This is a genomic window from Paenibacillus sp. FSL R7-0048 (assembly GCF_038004505.1).
GTDB lineage: Bacteria > Bacillota > Bacilli > Paenibacillales > Paenibacillaceae > Paenibacillus_AQ > Paenibacillus_AQ odorifer.
The window spans coordinates 2,804,938-2,821,653 of the sequence record NZ_JBBORF010000001.1; the positions used below are offsets into that span (position 1 = coordinate 2,804,938).

At 42.7% G+C, this 16,716-nt stretch carries 18 protein-coding genes and 1 pseudogene; 18 read left to right on the forward strand and 1 reads right to left on the reverse strand.

Going from position 1 to position 16,716, the window contains the following annotated elements:
* Positions 1–8: 8 nt before the first annotated feature.
* From NSQ91_RS12190 to NSQ91_RS12260, 15 genes and pseudogenes are all read left to right on the forward strand, one after another.
* Complete coding sequence (locus NSQ91_RS12190) at positions 9–752, forward strand: hypothetical protein (RefSeq protein ID WP_036685943.1); 744 nt, start codon at positions 9–11, stop codon at positions 750–752.
* 18 nt (positions 753–770) lie between these two features.
* A complete protein-coding gene (locus NSQ91_RS12195; protein ID WP_076305285.1) occupies positions 771–2,195 on the forward strand; it encodes a B12-binding domain-containing radical SAM protein in 1,425 nt (474 codons plus the stop codon).
* Positions 2,196–2,251: 56 nt separating this feature from the next.
* Positions 2,252–2,842, forward strand: a pseudogene (locus NSQ91_RS12200) (4'-phosphopantetheinyl transferase family protein); the annotation flags it as partial.
* Positions 2,843–3,219: 377 nt separating this feature from the next.
* A complete protein-coding gene (locus NSQ91_RS12205) occupies positions 3,220–4,047 on the forward strand; it encodes a hypothetical protein (RefSeq protein WP_076305284.1) in 828 nt (275 codons plus the stop codon).
* A gap of 349 nt (positions 4,048–4,396) precedes the next feature.
* A complete protein-coding gene (locus tag NSQ91_RS12210) occupies positions 4,397–4,819 on the forward strand; it encodes an Rrf2 family transcriptional regulator (protein ID WP_076100677.1) in 423 nt (140 codons plus the stop codon).
* A 175-nt stretch (positions 4,820–4,994) separates the two neighbouring features.
* Positions 4,995–5,519: a hypothetical protein gene (locus tag NSQ91_RS12215; RefSeq protein ID WP_076279845.1), complete on the forward strand. Its 525-nt coding sequence runs from the start codon at positions 4,995–4,997 to the stop codon at positions 5,517–5,519.
* A 494-nt stretch (positions 5,520–6,013) separates the two neighbouring features.
* Complete coding sequence (locus NSQ91_RS12220; RefSeq protein WP_076279843.1) at positions 6,014–6,748, forward strand: metallophosphoesterase family protein; 735 nt, start codon at positions 6,014–6,016, stop codon at positions 6,746–6,748.
* 81 nt (positions 6,749–6,829) lie between these two features.
* Positions 6,830–7,432, forward strand: a complete 603-nt coding sequence (locus tag NSQ91_RS12225; RefSeq protein ID WP_051491425.1) for a GNAT family N-acetyltransferase — start codon at positions 6,830–6,832, stop codon at positions 7,430–7,432.
* 5 nt (positions 7,433–7,437) lie between these two features.
* On the forward strand, positions 7,438–8,196 hold the full coding sequence (locus NSQ91_RS12230) for a Type 1 glutamine amidotransferase-like domain-containing protein (protein ID WP_081387708.1): 759 nt from the start codon (positions 7,438–7,440) through the stop codon (positions 8,194–8,196).
* The gene (locus tag NSQ91_RS12235; protein WP_076129949.1) at positions 8,193–8,744 is read left to right on the forward strand and encodes a GNAT family N-acetyltransferase; all 552 of its coding nucleotides are present in this window, start codon (positions 8,193–8,195) and stop codon (positions 8,742–8,744) included. Before NSQ91_RS12230 ends, NSQ91_RS12235 begins: the two co-directional genes overlap by 4 nt.
* Positions 8,745–8,780: 36 nt before the next feature.
* Entirely contained in the window at positions 8,781–9,125 is a 345-nt protein-coding gene (locus tag NSQ91_RS32030) for a low molecular weight protein tyrosine phosphatase family protein (protein WP_076279842.1), read from the forward strand.
* 68 nt (positions 9,126–9,193) lie between these two features.
* Entirely contained in the window at positions 9,194–9,475 is a 282-nt protein-coding gene (locus NSQ91_RS12245) for a GNAT family N-acetyltransferase (RefSeq protein ID WP_256715847.1), read from the forward strand.
* A 154-nt stretch (positions 9,476–9,629) separates the two neighbouring features.
* On the forward strand, positions 9,630–10,496 hold the full coding sequence (locus NSQ91_RS12250) for a VOC family protein (protein WP_076129951.1): 867 nt from the start codon (positions 9,630–9,632) through the stop codon (positions 10,494–10,496).
* 67 nt (positions 10,497–10,563) lie between these two features.
* The gene (locus NSQ91_RS12255; protein WP_139329833.1) at positions 10,564–11,457 is read left to right on the forward strand and encodes a beta-1,6-N-acetylglucosaminyltransferase; all 894 of its coding nucleotides are present in this window, start codon (positions 10,564–10,566) and stop codon (positions 11,455–11,457) included.
* Positions 11,458–11,475: 18 nt separating this feature from the next.
* Positions 11,476–12,111 carry an NAD(P)-dependent oxidoreductase gene (locus tag NSQ91_RS12260; RefSeq protein ID WP_076305283.1) on the forward strand — a complete coding sequence of 212 codons (636 nt, stop codon included), beginning with the start codon at positions 11,476–11,478 and terminating at the stop codon, positions 12,109–12,111.
* Between the two features lie 77 nt (positions 12,112–12,188).
* Here the strand turns inward: NSQ91_RS12260 and NSQ91_RS12265 are convergent, their stop codons facing one another.
* Positions 12,189–12,950 (reverse strand): MBL fold metallo-hydrolase, encoded by a 762-nt coding sequence (locus NSQ91_RS12265; protein WP_076305282.1) that lies wholly within the window; start codon positions 12,948–12,950, stop codon positions 12,189–12,191.
* Between the two features lie 249 nt (positions 12,951–13,199).
* On the opposite strand from NSQ91_RS12265, the gene NSQ91_RS12270 reads away from it, so the two are divergent.
* Genes NSQ91_RS12270 through NSQ91_RS12280 form a run of 3 tightly spaced genes read left to right on the forward strand, consistent with a single transcriptional unit; the run spans position 13,200 to position 16,209 of the window.
* Positions 13,200–15,218, forward strand: a complete 2,019-nt coding sequence (locus NSQ91_RS12270) for a Na+/H+ antiporter (RefSeq protein WP_076129954.1) — start codon at positions 13,200–13,202, stop codon at positions 15,216–15,218.
* Between the two features lie 2 nt (positions 15,219–15,220).
* Positions 15,221–15,745: a GNAT family N-acetyltransferase gene (locus tag NSQ91_RS12275; RefSeq protein ID WP_256716609.1), complete on the forward strand. Its 525-nt coding sequence runs from the start codon at positions 15,221–15,223 to the stop codon at positions 15,743–15,745.
* A 2-nt stretch (positions 15,746–15,747) separates the two neighbouring features.
* Entirely contained in the window at positions 15,748–16,209 is a 462-nt protein-coding gene (locus NSQ91_RS12280; protein ID WP_076280857.1) for a DIP1984 family protein, read from the forward strand.
* Positions 16,210–16,716: the final 507 nt, after the last annotated feature.

Genomic DNA, 16,716 nt, shown 5'->3' on the forward strand with positions numbered 1-16,716 from the left:
TTATTGAAATGGAGAACTCTAAGAACCAAATGTTAAAGCTTATAGATAATATGCTAAACGCAAATGTGCTTCAGCGGACGGATCTCAAACGGTTTACCGCAAACCTTGAGCATTCACCGGATGATCCCGAAATGCTGCGTCTGGAGCTTGAATCCTGGTATCGTGGGATGGGGGTAGATCAGATCATTGGCAGAAAATTCGAACTATCGCCTTGTCCTTTTACAAGCGAAGAGATTCGTTCATCGAGAGAAAATGGAGAAATTATTTTGTGCTTTCCCAAGGGAATTACACGGGAACAGATTGGTGAGCTTACAAGAATTTCAAGCTGGGCCTTAAAAGATCCACTTGTGACAGCCGCAACGGAGCAGGAAGATTGCTGGATTCGCACATCGGCTGCGCTGTCGCCTTCATTAATGAAACACACAGGGCTAGAGGTTGCACACTTGGTGGAAGACAGCGGGGATCTTAACTTTAGTTTGGAAAGGTATCTTCTTTTCGTGGCTAGAGTGAGATTTTTGACAGGTAATACCCCGGATTCGGAATACTGGATTTGGCTTCCAAGAGGGAGATACGACCGTTCGGGAATGTTAATTGCCGGTTTTGACCGAAATGGCTGCTTTAATGTGCATGGCTGGATGCCCCAATTCTCTGCCAGTTTTTTGGGTGCCAGATTTGGAACACTTCCCGGTTCCGCTGCCAAAGTCGGTTCTTCCATCGTCTCAGATTCAGACCTCAGTTTCACTAAAATTTAACAATGGAGGCCGAAATCAATGGCAGATCGTCAGAGTAAAAGAGTAGCCTGTGTTATTCCCCCGTTTTACCGGCTTATTGAGTCGAAAAACAATAGGATCAGTCCTGCTATGCATTACATAGCGGAGATATTGCATCGTAGGGGTCATGCAGTCACGTTAATTAATGGCGATAATGCTCCAGATGATCATGATTATACAGAGCGGTACAGTATGACTATGAACAGCTGGCTTATGCAGGAACGCTGTACTCGGGGGCATGAAAGCTTTGATATGGTCATAAATGAGCTAGAATGCTTTCAGCCTGATTATGTGTTTATTGGTGTTGGCGATGTTCTGATGCCTACTGTCGAGCTTGGAAGTACTCAGTCCTGTGCATACCTTGCAAAAGAGATAAAGAAGAGATGGGGAGATAAGGTTACCTGTATTGGTTATGGACATTTGCTTAAACATGCCAAGCTGAAGGATACGGCTGATTTGGATACGATCATTGTTGGAGAAGGCGAGGATCTTGCGGTTTCTGTAGTAGAGGAGAATGCAAGGGGAACGCTGCCTGTTAAATGGGCCCAGCAATTAAACGATCTGCCGATATTGACAGATTCATATTTAGCGCAGAAAAATAAGCCGGAAGACTGGGACTACATTATGTCTATGCGCGGGTGCCCCAAACGCTGTACATTCTGTTATCAGCCCTCGCTGCGTGGCTGCAATGTCTCCTTTATGTCTCCCGAACGTTTTGTTAGCGAAATCCGCTACCGCATTGAACATATGCATGTATTTGGATTTTATTTCTCAGATATGATCTTTCTGCCGGGCTTAGGAAAACGCACTTCAGAAATGCTTAGATTGCTGATTGAACTAAAAGAGGAGTACCCTGAGTTTCACTGGTGGGCAGAGGCGCGCGTGGACATTTGTGTGAGACAGAATATCCTTGATAAGATGAAGCAGTCGGGGTGCGTGCATTTGAAATTTGGTGTGGAAATGGCCAACCAAAGGATGCTGCAAGTGGTGAATAAAGGAATTAGATTGACGGAAGTCGAGGAAGCTTTCCGCATGGCAGCGGAGGCGGGAATCAAACGGACAGCCTATATTTTGCTGGGATGCCCTGGATTCAATGACCAAGATTATATAGAGATGTTACCTTTTTTTAAAGCCTTAAAGGCTGATAATTATGTGATAAATATTAATGTTCCTTATGTTGGCACACAGCTATATGAACAGGTGAAGGAACAGCTTTTTAATTTTGGGATTTATAAAGATGGTGAAGAAAGTTACATGCATACTTCCTTGGTGATGCAAAAATTCTGGGGAATTTCTGATGAAACACGGGATAGTTTTTTTGCACTTCAAGGTGAGAAAGATGATGCAAAAGTAAGGAATTATAAGCGGAAAATTGTAGAGAAGGATGCTTTTATAGAGAATGACGTGTTGTCCTTTCATGAATAGGATCCGCAAGTACTTATGAGCTGAAGGAGTAGCGATGAGCGATGGAGATTTTCGGGGTGAAGGTGGCTGAGCTAATATCTGAACCTGTGTTAGAAACATTAATGTGGCGCATCCCCCAACAAAAGAGAGAGCGGCTTAAACGCTTTAAAAGAGTGGAAGCGTTACAGCATTCTCTTATTGCTGAATTGCTGGTTCGTGTAAGCTTAAATAAACGGTTAAAAGTGAACAACCGCGATCTCGAGTTTGTTACAAATGTCTACGGAAAACCCTCCCTAAAAAAAAGGGAGGGTACTGTAGAGTTTAATATTTCGCATTCAGGAGAATGGGTGGTTTGCGCATTGGATGAATTGCCAATCGGTATTGACATTGAGCAGATTCAGCAAGCCGATCTTAATATTGCTAAGCGTTTTTTTTCGCAAGATGAATATGTCCAATTGACGGAATGTGAAGAGATGGGCCGGATGAGTCTGTTCTTTGACCTTTGGACACTTAAAGAAAGCTATATCAAAGCGATAGGGAAGGGATTATCTCTTCCATTGAACTCGTTTTCGTTTCGTTTAAACAACGGAATTCAATTGGAGAACGATGACACAATCGGATTGTATCACTTTAAGCAGTATCATATTGATGAGAAATATAAATTAGCCGTATGTGCGCAAAACCCTTTATTTCCCGGGGAGGTTTCAGTGGTAAACCAATGCCAATTTCACCAGGATTGCATGCAACTATTGGATGCTTTTTAACGATCTAAGCCTAGGTGATATTGAACTTGTTACAAAGAAGCGGCTTATCTACAGATAAGTTGCTTTTTGTCTTGCACGTTTTCGCTTTATCTAGATTTGAAGTTTTCTGCCAAGGTGTTAATATTCCCTCATCGGTTATATGCATAAGTCATTGATGTGATGTAAAATGTCCATGAGTGATTAATGCTGGAGATTTGATCAAATATTGATGGAACAGGAAACTCGCATATGCGATGCAAGGAATTGTTCGAATCTGAAGATAACTATCGGAGGGACCAGAGATGGCTGAGCAAAAGATGATTGAAGTGCCGTTTCAGCAATGGGTAAACGATAAGGAGCTGTGGGTACAGCTTAATGATTTGATGATGCAGGAGAGTAAACTCCCAGGACCACGAGTGAATTTGGAGCTCTCAGACCATTTTGCCAAACAATTCGCTCATCCTAATCTAACAGATACAGGCTGGGAGCTGCTCGTCTCTTGGACTGACATTACTGAAGCTGAAGCTGGGGTGAATGATCCCCGTGAGTTTCTGCCGTTTTGTGCAGTTAGGGCGTTGGGTGCTTATTACAGTTACGCTGGAGAAGAACAGCAAGTAGTGATTCAAAACAGCATTAAGACAGCTATGAATGATTCGCGATGGAGGGTGCGTGAAGCGTCTGCTATGGCGCTGCAAATTATAGGGGAGGATGATTTCACCCTGCTCAGGCAGCTGATTGACATGTGGGAGAAAGGTGCGAACAGGCTTGAACAGCGGGCTTTTGTAGCAGCATTAGCGCATCCTCCTCTTTTAAAAAAGAAAGAAAATACGCTATATTGTCTTCAGTTGGCTGCCCGAATCATGGAGAGTATAGATGGTGGGGGAGCGCAACATGAGGACGCTGAGCATTTTCGTGTATTATCTAAGGGACTTGAATACAGCTTGAGTGTATTTGTGGCGAATGAGCCTGAAGAAGGCTTTGTTATGCTGGAGAGATTTGCAAAGAGCCGAGATGCCCGAATCCTTAAGATTGTGAAGAGTAATCTTGGCAAATCGCGTCTGAGTAAAAAATATGCTGCCCAGGTGGCTGAGATCCTAAAGGAATTCGATAAGATAGGAAAAGACACTTAGGATACGAGTGCCATTTGGCAATTGTATTTAATCATTTTTTTTGTTTTTACTTATATTAGAATTAACAATTAAAGAAACAAAGAGAATTAATATAATCAAAGAAAACCACTCTATGGATTGTTCGAATATTAAACTGTAGGTTATATTAATAAATTCAAAGACAGCTATTATTATTAAAAATATGTCCCAACGATCTTTTTTCATTAAAATGCACCAACCAAATCTATATGGAGGATATTGATAGATTATAAGTTGTTCATGTCCTCAAAAGTTTGACAAATGCATGAAATGTAACTATTATAGTTGCATCTGAAGGATGTTTTGCAGCAAGGCAGAAGGAGAGATTTCCATGAATATTAGCACCCGATTTGCGGTAGCCATTCATATATTAACGTTAATTGACAGCAATAAAGAAGGCAAAAGCACGTCGGAGTGGATAGCTGGTAGCGTAAACACAAACCCTGTAGTTATCCGTCGGCTTACGAGTATGCTGCAAAAAGCAGGACTAGTAAATGCACGCCCCGGAGTCGCAGGCGCTTCGCTTACACGTAGCGCATCCGAGATTACGCTGCTGCAGATTTATAAGGCAGTTAATGCGGTGGAAGAGGACTCGTTGTTTTCTGTACATGAGCATCCTAATCCAGATTGTCCTGTTGGCAAGAATATAGCCAGTGCAATTGTACCTGTGTTCTCACTCGCCCAAAAAGCAATGGAGAATGTTCTCCAGGAGGTTACATTGGAACAGATTGTGAATGAAATGCCAGAACTATGATTCCTCCATATCACAGCTTAGAAGTAAGGCCAGAACATGTGAAAACGTGATTCTGGTCTTTTTTGGCTTAATTAGGTTTATGGTCAAAGAAGGGAAGTAAGAGAGAATATAGAATCTGTATTTAGAAGCCGGATTAAAGATAATATACATACATACATTGAGGGAGAGCTTAAGAATGTTAAAAAAATTACTGCCTATACTACTAATTATAGTAATGATTACCGGATGTAATGAATCAAGGGATACCACTAAATACGAGGATACTAATTTTGGAATCACCTTTAACTATCCGGATGATTGGGTTGTAACTGAGAAGTATGGAGCGCCATTATGGTTGATAGTCTCTACGACTGATTATAAACCTGCTGAGGGACTTAAAGGTCCGGGAGTAATGCTCTTTGGATTTAAGCCTAAGGACATGGAGCTTGTCAACAAATGGCTCGAGGATGCCCAAACGAATTACAACAACGGGGCGGAGCTGACAAAAAGTAAAGCTAGTTTAGGCGGGTTAGAGTCCATAAAGTACGAAACTGAAGTATTCGAAGAGGAAGGGAGTAAAGGGAAAGCTATCTATTACGTTATTGAGGAACCGGAAATGTCATTTATGGTGCAGTTCCCTTATAGTGTGGATGAAGTACATAAAGAAGATATGAAGAGGATAGAGGATATTTTACAATCCATAAAGTTTACAAAAGATTAAGTGTGACTAGAACGAGGTAGCTGGAATGGTGAAATGTACGGTATAAATGCCGTTGAAATGTGCTGAAGTGGCTGGAATGGTGGAATGTACGGTATAAATGCCTCAGATTTGGCTGAAATCATCCAAAGTAGCAAAAAGAGAAGCAAAAATGTCCTATAAATGAGCAACAGTCGCAGAATGAGCGAAAAGAAAGGCAAAAATGCCTTATAAATGAGCAACAGCCGCTGAAGTGTGAAAAGAAAGGCAAAAATGCCCTATAAACGAGCAAGAGTCGATGGATGAACTAAAAGAGAAGCAAAAATGCCTTATAAATGAGCAATAGTCGCTGAAAGTGTGAAAAGAAAGGCAAAAATGCCCTACAAACGAGCCACAGTCGCGGAATGAGCGAAAGAAAGGCAAAAATGCCCTATAAACGAGCAACAGCCGCTGATGCAGTACAATTAGTTTTAGGATAAGTAACTTTTTTAAAGATCAATATATACGGAGGTTCTACAGTGGAGCAAATTGCAATAATCTCAGACATTCATGGAAATATACCGGCCCTTACGGCCGTTTTAGATGACATCCAGCAGCGGGGAATCAGCAGAGTCTTTTGTTTAGGCGATATTGTTGGAAAAGGACCGAACTCAGACCTAGCCGTTGATATCATAAAAAAGAATTGTGAAATCAGTGTTATGGGGAACTGGGATGATTTAATGAATCAGGATGTTGATTTTGAGATGGCTCGGTGGTGCCGCGGGTTGTTAGGTCAAGAGCGCCTAGCTTATTTAAGCACGTTGCCGTTTTCGATTGAGTTTATGATGAGTGGTAAATTTGTACGGTTATTTCATGCTTCGCCACGAAGCCTGTATGAACGTGTTCAACCTTGGGATGATTATGAAAAGCGATTGTCTTTGTTTGATTATTCTGATCTCTGCCAGGAAAAACGACAAGCGGATATCGTAGGTTACGGGGATATTCATAATGCTTTTATTCAACATCTAGAAGGTAAGACCTTATTTAACGTAGGCAGTGTGGGGAATCCGCTTGATCTAACCCAGGCATCTTATGTGATTATGGAGGGAGAATACATGGGAGTGTCAGCAGCTCCTTTGAATATGCAATTTGTAAGAGTGCCTTATGACATCGAGTTAGCTGTTCAACAGGCCGTTGAGGCAGATATGCCAGCTGCAGAGCCTTATATTCGTGAGCTTAGAACCGCGCAGTACAGGGGAAGTGTCCGGGGATAATAAAGGAAAGGATAATAAAGGAAACAAAAAATCAAACTGCAACCTTAATCCAAGCCATCAAAAAGTAATGGAGGGAACAAATTGAAGCTTAGTCACGTATTTGAGCAATTCCCTACTTTGGAATCCGAGCAATTATTACTGAAAAAGATTGAAGTCAGCAACCTTAATGAGGTATTTGGGATATATAGCAATGATCAAGTGTTTGAGTACTGTGGAATTATTCCGAAACATAATAAAGATACAGTCAAGAATATGATCGGTCATTTCGAACGTGATTTTACCAAAGGGGTAAGAGTGAAATGGGGGATTTTCCTCAAAAATAACCCTTACATACTGCTAGGTATCATCGAAGTTATGGATTTTAATCAAAAGGTGGATATGGTGACGATTGGTTACTTTTTGGCGGAACCTTATTGGGGAAAAGGGATTGCAGCTCAGGCCATTCAGTTAGTGGTGAAATATTTATTTGAGACTGCAGAAGTCAATCGAATTCAAGCTGAGGTTATGCCCTTTAATGAACGATCGAAGCGGGTGCTTTTGAAAAATGGCTTTACGAAAGAAGGCACGTTAAGGCAGGCGCATGTATGGTCAGGTAAAGGGCTGGTGGATCTGGAGATCTACAGCATTTTGGCAGAGGAATATTTTGCAAGCATCGGTAAGCCAAGAGTGAGCAATAGGATGTAATCCTAGTGAAAGAAGGGGAAATCATGGGCACTATCGTAGTGATTGGCGGGGGAGAGTTAATCGAGCTTGAAACGCTGGAAATTGATCGTAAAGTTGTGCAGCTAACTCAAAAGGCTAAGCCGAAGGCGTTATTTATTCCAACAGCCAGTAGTGATGCGCCGGGATATTGTGATACTTTTAGCAAAGTATATGGCGATATTCTTGGATGTGAAACAAGTCACTTATTGCTTGTGAGCCAAACCTACACTCATGATGAGATTACAGATTTAATTACAGCTGCTGATTTGATTTATGTGGGTGGAGGCAATACCCGAAAGATGCTGGAGATTTGGAAAAATACAGGGGTAGATACGCTTTTGAAAGAAGCTTACTCCTCTGGAACCGTATTGGCCGGGCTTAGCGCAGGTTCCATCTGTTGGTTTGAATATGGGCATAGTGACTCTGAGGCGTTCGACGATCAGGGGGAATGGCAGTATATCAAGCTTGAAGCCATGGGGATTCTGCCGGGCATTCATTGTCCGCATTATAATGAGGATATTCGGGTTGAAGATTTTACACGCATGGTTAAAGGTGGAGGTTTGCCTGGAATCGCGGTGGATAACAATTGTGCAATCATCTATAAAGATAAGGAATATAAAGTGATGTCGACCAGAGAAGAAGCTAAGGCCTACCGTGTGATTGACTCCGAGCAAGGTGTTGTCGTAACGGAAATAGAAGAACATCCAAGCTACAGACCACTTCATGAACTGTATGGTGCGTTATGATTATTTTTGAAAAGCAAGAGATCAGACTGAGAACACTTGAGCTAAACGATGCCGCATTACTTGTAAAATGGCTCTCAGACCCCGTTGTACTGGAGTTCTATGAAGGTCGTGATCGCCCGCATGATTTGGAGCTGGTGAAGGAGCATTTTTACGACGAGCAAGCCGAAGTTACGCGGTGTATTGTGCAATACAAGGAGCGGGATATAGGTTATCTCCAGTTCTATCTTATAGATGATGAAGAATTAGAGGTGTACGGCTACGTGGGATTCGAAGGTCAAATCTTTGGGATGGACCAGTTTATTGGCGAGCCTGATTTATGGAATCAAGGAATGGGTTCGCGACTCATTAAAGAAACGGTTAATTATCTTATCGAAGCAAAACAGGCTGAAAAAATTGTCATGGACCCGCAAGCCTGGAATAAAAGAGCCCTTAGAGTATACGAAAAGATTGGCTTTGTGAAAAAGAAATACCTTGAACAGCACGAACAACATGAAGGAGAGCTAAGAGATTGTTGGTTGATTGAATACACGAAGCAGGCGAGACAATAAATATCTTTTTAACAATCGGATAAGGAAGGTGCACTTATTAAACTACTGTTTGTCTGCAGCCAGAATCGCTGGCGGAGTCTAACTGCGGAGAAGATCTTTCAAGGAATTGATGGTCATGAAGCGAGATCAGCAGGGACTGAAGATCATGCCAGAATTAAAATTTCTGAAGGGCATTTGGGTTGGGCGGATGTGGTTTTTGTGATGGAGAAGAAACATGTTCGAAGAATTCAAGATAAATTTAGAGACTGTGTAAGGGGCAAAAAAATAATTTGCCTGAACATAGCTGATGACTATAAGTATATGGATGAAGACTTGATCGGCCTTTTGGAATCCAGTGTATCCGAATATTTACTGGAATGGAGCAACAAAAATGAGAATTAGAGCAGAAACTGTGGCAGACTATAATGAAGTATTTCAAGTGAATGTTAAGGCTTTTGGTGATCGGGAAGATGAAGCGCAGTTGGTCGAAAACATTCGTTCAGAAGCAAGGAATCGGCAAGGCGCTGATCCAAGAAGGGTTAGAAAGATGTAGAACGCTCGGATATGAGCTTGTCTTTTTGATCGGGCATCCCGAATATTATCCAAGATTCGGATTTCAACCCGCAGGGCTACATGGGCTGGAGTTGAAACAATTCGCGGTACCGGAGAATGTCTTTATGGTCTGTGAGCTGAAGGAAGGCGTACTGCAGAGGATTAAGGGAGAGTTGAAATACCCGGAAACCTTTTTTTGAATTACTTATTATATGTTCCTGTGAATCATGTTTGGCTGTGAACCAGTCGACATGATTTTTTTATAGGTAATTGACAAACATATAGAAGGTAACTATACTAAAGATAGTTAATTTGTAACTAAAACAGTTACAGCATGATTGGGAGGAATTTATAATGACGACTAAAACAATACTTCAACCAGACACTCAGATCGGTCTGGTGCAGATTAGAGTAAGCAATTTGGAGCGTTCGCTCACCTTTTATCAGAATGTTGTGGGGTTAAGCGTTTTGCGGCAGACTGGCCGCGAAGTTGAAATGACCGCTGACGGTCAGAATGTGTTATTGATTTTGCGGGAGATTGAAAATGCGCGGGTGATCCGTCCTAATTCTGTGGCTGGGTTGTATCATTTTGCTATCCTTGTTCCAGATCGTCCTAGCCTTGGATTGGTTGTGCGCAATTTGATCTCTTCGGGGATTGAAGTGGGGCAGGGGGATCATCTGGTCAGTGAAGCGTTGTATATTCAGGATCCAGATAATAATGGGATTGAAATCTATCGAGATCGTCCTAAGAGTGAATGGAAATATGATGCGGAAGGGCATGTAATGATGTCCACTGATCCAGTGGATGTAGATGGACTATTGGCGGCTTCTGAAGGTTTATCATGGAACGGGCTGCCAGCGGGAACAGTGATTGGGCATGTACACTTTCATGTGGGGAATTTAAATAAGGCGAAAGCCTTCTACGTCGATTTGCTTGGTTTTGAACTAACAGCTAATTATGGAAGTGCTGCTATGTTTATCTCTGCTGGTGGCTATCATCACCATATCGGGCTGAATGTTTGGGCCGGACAGGGCGCACCTGCGGCTCCAGCTGATACTGTAGGGATTGATTATTTTACCTTAATTCTTACGAATGAAGAGGAACGCAACGCTGTGGTGGAGCGAGTTCGGCAGGCTGGTTACGCAGTTACAGAAGTGAATGGAACTCCTACATTCCAAGATCCATGGAACATTGGAATCAGACTTGTTTTAGAGAGATAATTATATATCCATTTTCGTCCATTTATTTTATAATATTGGAAATAGATGGGCGGAAGGGTGAAGTTTGTTGGAAGCATTCAAAATGGCGTATATCATTCTTTGTCATAAGAATCCGGAGCAGATCAATTTGCTAATCGATAGTTTAACTAACGAGTCCGTAGAGTTTTTCCTGCATGTCGATCAGAAAAGTAATATTGAAGCTGACATTATTCATCGTAACGATATTCATTTTGTGGAAAAGCCTATTGATGTGCAGTGGGGGCATTACAGCCAGATTGAATGCATTTTGAAGTGCTTTTCGCTGATCAAAGAACATGGGGATTTCAATTATATTCACATTCTAAGCGGTCAGGATCTGCCTCTGGCTTCAAATGAAGTGATTCTAGATTTCTTTAAGGGGAATGAAGGTAAGGAATTTGTGAAGTATTTGCAGCTGCCTAATGCTGCGGAAACTTGGGGATGTTACGAGCGGGTCTCAGTTTATTATCCTAGATTCCTCATCTCAAGGACCCGGCGTATGACAGCGATCCGAATGAGGTACATTAAACTAATTATGAGCGTTCCGTTTCTGCAAAGAAGATTAAGCGCTCTGCCGAACGGTTTATATAAAGGCTCAAACTGGATGTCTATTACAGGTGGATGTATGGAGTACATCTTGGATTTTACAAAAAGCTCTCCGGAATACGTCAGATTTTTTAGGAACACTTTATGTGGAGATGAAATCTTTTTCCATACGATAATTTTGAATAGTGTTTATAAGATGCATGTGCTGAATGAAATTAAGCGGTATACAGATTGGGAAACAGGACCGGATTATCCTAGAACGCTAACGATTGAAGACTATGATCGGATCACTCAACGGGGCACGGAATGCTTTTGGGGGAGAAAATTTGATCTCGATATCGATAGAACCATCGTTCAGGAGCTCCTTGATATAAATATTAAAGCGAAAACATCGTAAACTCAGGAGGACAATCATATGAAAATCGCAGTTGTTGGAGCAAGTGGAAAAGCTGGAAGCCGAATTACGCAGGAAGCGTTGGATAGAGGTCATGAAGTTACAGCCATTGTGCGGGATGCATCTAAAGTAACAAATAGTAAAGCGAATGTCATTGAAAAGGATGTATTTACACTTACCGCTGAAGATTTGCAGGGGTTCGATGTGGTTGTGAATGCTTTTGGTGCGCCGTTTGGACAAGAACATCTGCATGTGGATGCCGGGAATGTGCTTATTGAAGCGTTGAAGGCTTCGCCCGATACAAGATTGATTGTAGTTGGGGGTGCAGGAAGTCTTTATGTAGATGAAGCCAAAACGCTTAAAGTAGTGGATACGAATGACTTTCCTGACTTTATTAAGCCAACAGCGACGAATCAAGCCAAGAATCTGGAGATTCTGCAAGGGACAGATGCACTCACTTGGACCTTTGTTAGCCCATCTGCTGATTTTGCCATCGGCACAAGAACGGGTTCTTATGTAAAAGGTAAGGATAATCTTCTGGTGAACTCCAAAGGTGAGAGTTATGTCAGCTACGAAGATTATGCCGTTGCTATTGTCGATGAAATCGAACAGCCGCAGCATATTCGTGAACGGTTTACGGTGGGTTCAGAGTCTTAAGTGATAATGAAGAATAACGATTATATATAACAAGAGAAGGCAGAGCCGGATTTCAGGCTCTGTCTTCTTTTGTATCATTACAGCTTTCCTTTTCCTTCTGCTAGTTCAGCAATGCGTCTGTTTGCATCTCCGCGGTAGAGTCCGCCATGATAACAAATGACCGTATCGATCTCATACTTAGAGAACTTGTTCAGAGAGGCCGAAGCCAGCTCCATGTCAGGGGTGGCGGAAGGAGTGGGACCCTGTAGCTCGCCATCCTGAACGGTCAAGGCATCGGCGGCAATAAGTGTACGGCTATCATGATGGTAAAGACTGAGATGCCCTGGGCTATGGCCTGGGGTATGGATCACCGTAATTCCACCGGCAAAAGGTAACTTTTCTCCACCCACAAGCGTTTGATCCACTTTTCCTTTAGGAGGATGGGCTAATACAGAGAGGAAGGCACGCCGCCACTCCTCAGGTACATGAGCTGGGATCATAGCCGCTGCCGCCGCTAAAGCTTCAGGAGTGTGCTTAAGGAGCATTCGCTCTCCTTGAATATAGGGCTGCTCAATTTCATGAGCCAGAACAGTAAGCTCTAGATCTTCATCAGCCAATAGGGCAGGGAGGCAACCGATATGGTCTAAATCCTGATGCGTGATAATAAGGGTACGGAGCTTCTCCCAAGGCACATTCGCTTCTATTAGAGCCTCTTTGAAAGTAGAGAGTAGACCCGGGAATCCGGTATCGACGAGTACGGCGGCATGTTCATCCCAGAGTAGCGTGGGGTAAATCGTGTCTTTTCCACCCATAACCTGCGCTGTAATCTCGAGCATTTCTATTCCTTGAGCAATGTACATTATATCCCTCCGTGATTGATAATAAGAGCGACGCCGTGAGGCTAATGCATATATTACTCAAAACTGAAAATAAAAACAATAGATAAATATTCATTATAACACAAATAAATATTTATGTCAATATGTATCTGATGGAATTTTTGTGGAATTTGTAGGGGATTTTAATGTTAAGAATCTTTTGCTAGATTTTGCCCTTGCCTAAAGCTTTGCGATATAATAATCAAATATAAAAAAGGGAGTTGATGTGGTTTGGAGACATTTCTAGTTGTACTCGTCCTACTTGGGCTTATCGCAATATCCAACATCATAAACCGATTCATTCCCTTCGTGCCGATACCCTTAATACAAATTGGCTTGGGTGTAGTGGTCGTACTATTGCCTTTGGGAATACATATGTCACTGGAGCCAGAGTTGTTTTTCGTGTTATTTATTGCTCCGCTTTTGTTCAATGACGGAAAGCGAACACCAAGAAATGAGTTATGGAACCTGCGGGCTCCAATCTTAATGCTGGCACTAGGCTTGGTATTTGCTACAGTGCTTATCGCTGGATATTCCATTAACTGGATGATCCCCACCATTCCACTCGCAGCTGCTTTTGCGCTGGCAGCGATTTTATCGCCGACAGATGCTGTGGCGGTAAGCGCAATCGCTGGGAGAGTACATCTTCCCAAGAGTATTCATCGTATTCTAGAGGGCGAATCATTGATGAATGATGCCTCTGGCCTTGTTGCGTTTAACTTCGCTATTGCAGCAGCTGTTACAGGCATATTTTCTTTGCCGAAAGCCTCCATTAGCTTTGTGATTATCGCTTTAGGTGGGCTAATTGTCGGAGCAATACTCGCGTTCCTCCTGATTCGGTTCAGTGTATTTATCCGCAGACTGGGGATGGAGGACATCACAGTACATGTGCTGCTGCAAATCCTGACTCCTTTCATTGTGTATCTGATTAGTGAAGAAATAGGGGTATCCGGCATTTTAGCTGTGGTTGCAGCAGGGATAATTCATGCGGTCGAGAAGGATCGTGCAGTTTCGCCACAGTATAAGCTACAGCTGGTATCCGCCAGCACATGGTCTGTGCTGCTCTACATCTTGAATGGCTTGGTCTTCCTTATTCTCGGATTGTCGATTCCAGATGTTATAGAAGTGATCTACCGGGATACAGCAGTGGACAATCTTATGGTGATTGGTTATGTATTAGCGATAACGTTACTGCTTTTTGTGCTGCGTTTTATATGGGTATATGTATTTTCCCTGGCTGGCGCCGGCCTGCAAAAAATGGAAAAATCGTCTATTAAGTCCATGCTAATCCTGACTATTTCAGGAGTGCGAGGCGCGGTTACTTTAGCCGGTGCCTTTTCGATTCCTTTTGTGTTAGGAGATGGCTCACCTTTTCCTGAACGTGATCTAATTATCTTTATCGCTGCGGGTGTGATTCTGATGTCGCTGCTGATCGCTAGTATCTTTTTACCAATTCTCGCAGGTAAAGAAGAGCCGGTTGCCGAACCAGGGGACACTGAGGTTGAACAGGCGGCCAAATCTAAGGTCGTTGCTGCCGGGATAACGCTGCTTCAAAGTATGATGACGGAGGAGAGCAAGGATTCCGCACAGCCAGCTTTGAGTGAATTCAGAGAAAAGGTTTATAGTCTGAACCGCGAGGATCAAGCGAACGATCCGGCATTTGAGGAACTCCGTCGGCTTGGGGTTGAAGCAAGGATAGTGGGCTTGCATGCTGAACGCAAAGAGCTGACCCGATTGCTTACTAACAATGAGATTCCTGCCTCAGTGGCTCAGAAAATGGAAGAATTCTTGGATCATAGTGAAGTTTTCTTAGCCAGAAGTCTCAACTCTCAAATTAGATTATCCCTTACAGAGATTAGAAGGCTATTTGCGGGGATGTTCTCAGGACAAAACGAACGGGAAGCTAGCCAACAAATGCTGCAACAGGCTGAATGTGCAAGAAAAGCTAAGGTTTCTATGTCCCGCGCAGCAATAGCTGCTGTTAATGCAAGTATGAATGAGAACAACCGAAAAGCAGTAGAGAAGGTTGCATGCAGTTATGAGCAACTAATCTCACGCTTCGAGCAGGGTCAAGGTTGGACAAAGGATGGTCTCGTTGATGATCAAAAGCTTGAATTGAAACTGAAAGCTATTCAGGAGCAACGGGATAAGGTGCAGCAAATGTACCAGGATGGAACTATTAACCGCAAGCTAGCCGGTAAATTACGCAAGTTCGTCGATCATTTGGAAACATCCATTTGGGAGGATTAGCTGTGTTGAACAAAGTAGTGGGAGAAAGTTTGTTATTCACTGAAATTCGCGAAGAGCATCTGTCGGATGTACTCGATATTTATAACTATTACGTGCTGAACACTACGATTTCTTTTCATACCGAGCCTTTAAGTTTGGACGAAATGCGGCAATCAGTGATGAATGATGATCCGCGGTTCAAATCATACGTTATATTATCCTGGGATAATGTTATTCAGGGCTATGTTCTGATTGCTAGACATAAGAGTAAGCCGGCTTATGATAGCTCTGGGGAGATCAGTGTGTATTTGAAACCTGCTTGTGTGGGTAAAAGAATAGGACAGCATGCCTTACGCTTTATTGAAAAGAGAGCTGCCGAACTGGATTTCCATGTGTTAGTAGCTACCGTTTGCGCAGAGAATGAACGCAGTCGCCAGCTTTTCTCAAAGAATGGATATGAACAATGTGCCTACTTCAAGGAGATTGGCTGTAAATTTGGTCGAAGACTGGATATCGCCAGCTATCAGAAAATCTTAGGGGGAACTTAAAGATGAAACTTGCGGAAGCATTAGTGAACCGAAGTGATCTTACCCGTAAAATCGCGCAGCTAAAGCAGCGGCTCGATCGGGTCGTTAAGGTGCAGGAGGGGGAAGATCCGGCAGAGCAGCCGGAGGCTCTTTTGCATGAGCTAGAAATAGCTGTTAACGAGCAGACGATTTTGATTCGAGCGATTAATCGAACGAATTCATCTGTTGCCTTCAATGAGAATTGGAGTATTGCCGATGCCCTAGCCGAACGGGATAAAATGCTTCAGCTGCGGAAGCTGTTTAGCGATTTGCTTGAGCAAGCTTCGATCACTCAGGATCGGTATAGCCGCTCTGAGGTTCGTTTCCAGAGAACGGTGGATGTCGCTGAGATTCAGAAACGGATTGATGAACTGTCTAAGTCTTATCGCGAGTTGGATTTTAAAATTCAGGAGAAAAACTGGACGGTAGCCTTAATCACACCGTAAAAAGCTTTATCACAGCAGAAGGTAACTGATCTTCATAAAAGCGAGCGCAACCCGCCAACAGGGAAAGTTGGACAAATTGACAGATGCCGGGCCATATCTGACCAATCATAACTTAGCCCCGTACTGTAACAACTGTAAAGAGTACCTATTAATGTAACTACCAAGCGCTGATTTATGTAAGAACGGTGAGGGTGGGGACGGGGATATTTTTGCTGTGGTTAGGCTTTTACATAACATGAACTGTCTCTATTAGGATAGGTATATTCGTCATACATAATGTGAAATAATGTCGAATAAAGTTGAAAAAAGTTGAATAAAATTTGCATTATCGGCCTGTTTTGCCTATCTTATCGCTCGTTATCTTGTATAATTTACGAATACGCACGAGGACTTCCTAAACCGCTGATCTATTCGTATGTTGATTGTACAGGATGAGAGAGTGATTCATTGGCCGAGAAGGTTTAGTGGCCCTTGTCTCTTCAAACATTCTACTATTCCTTTCATGAA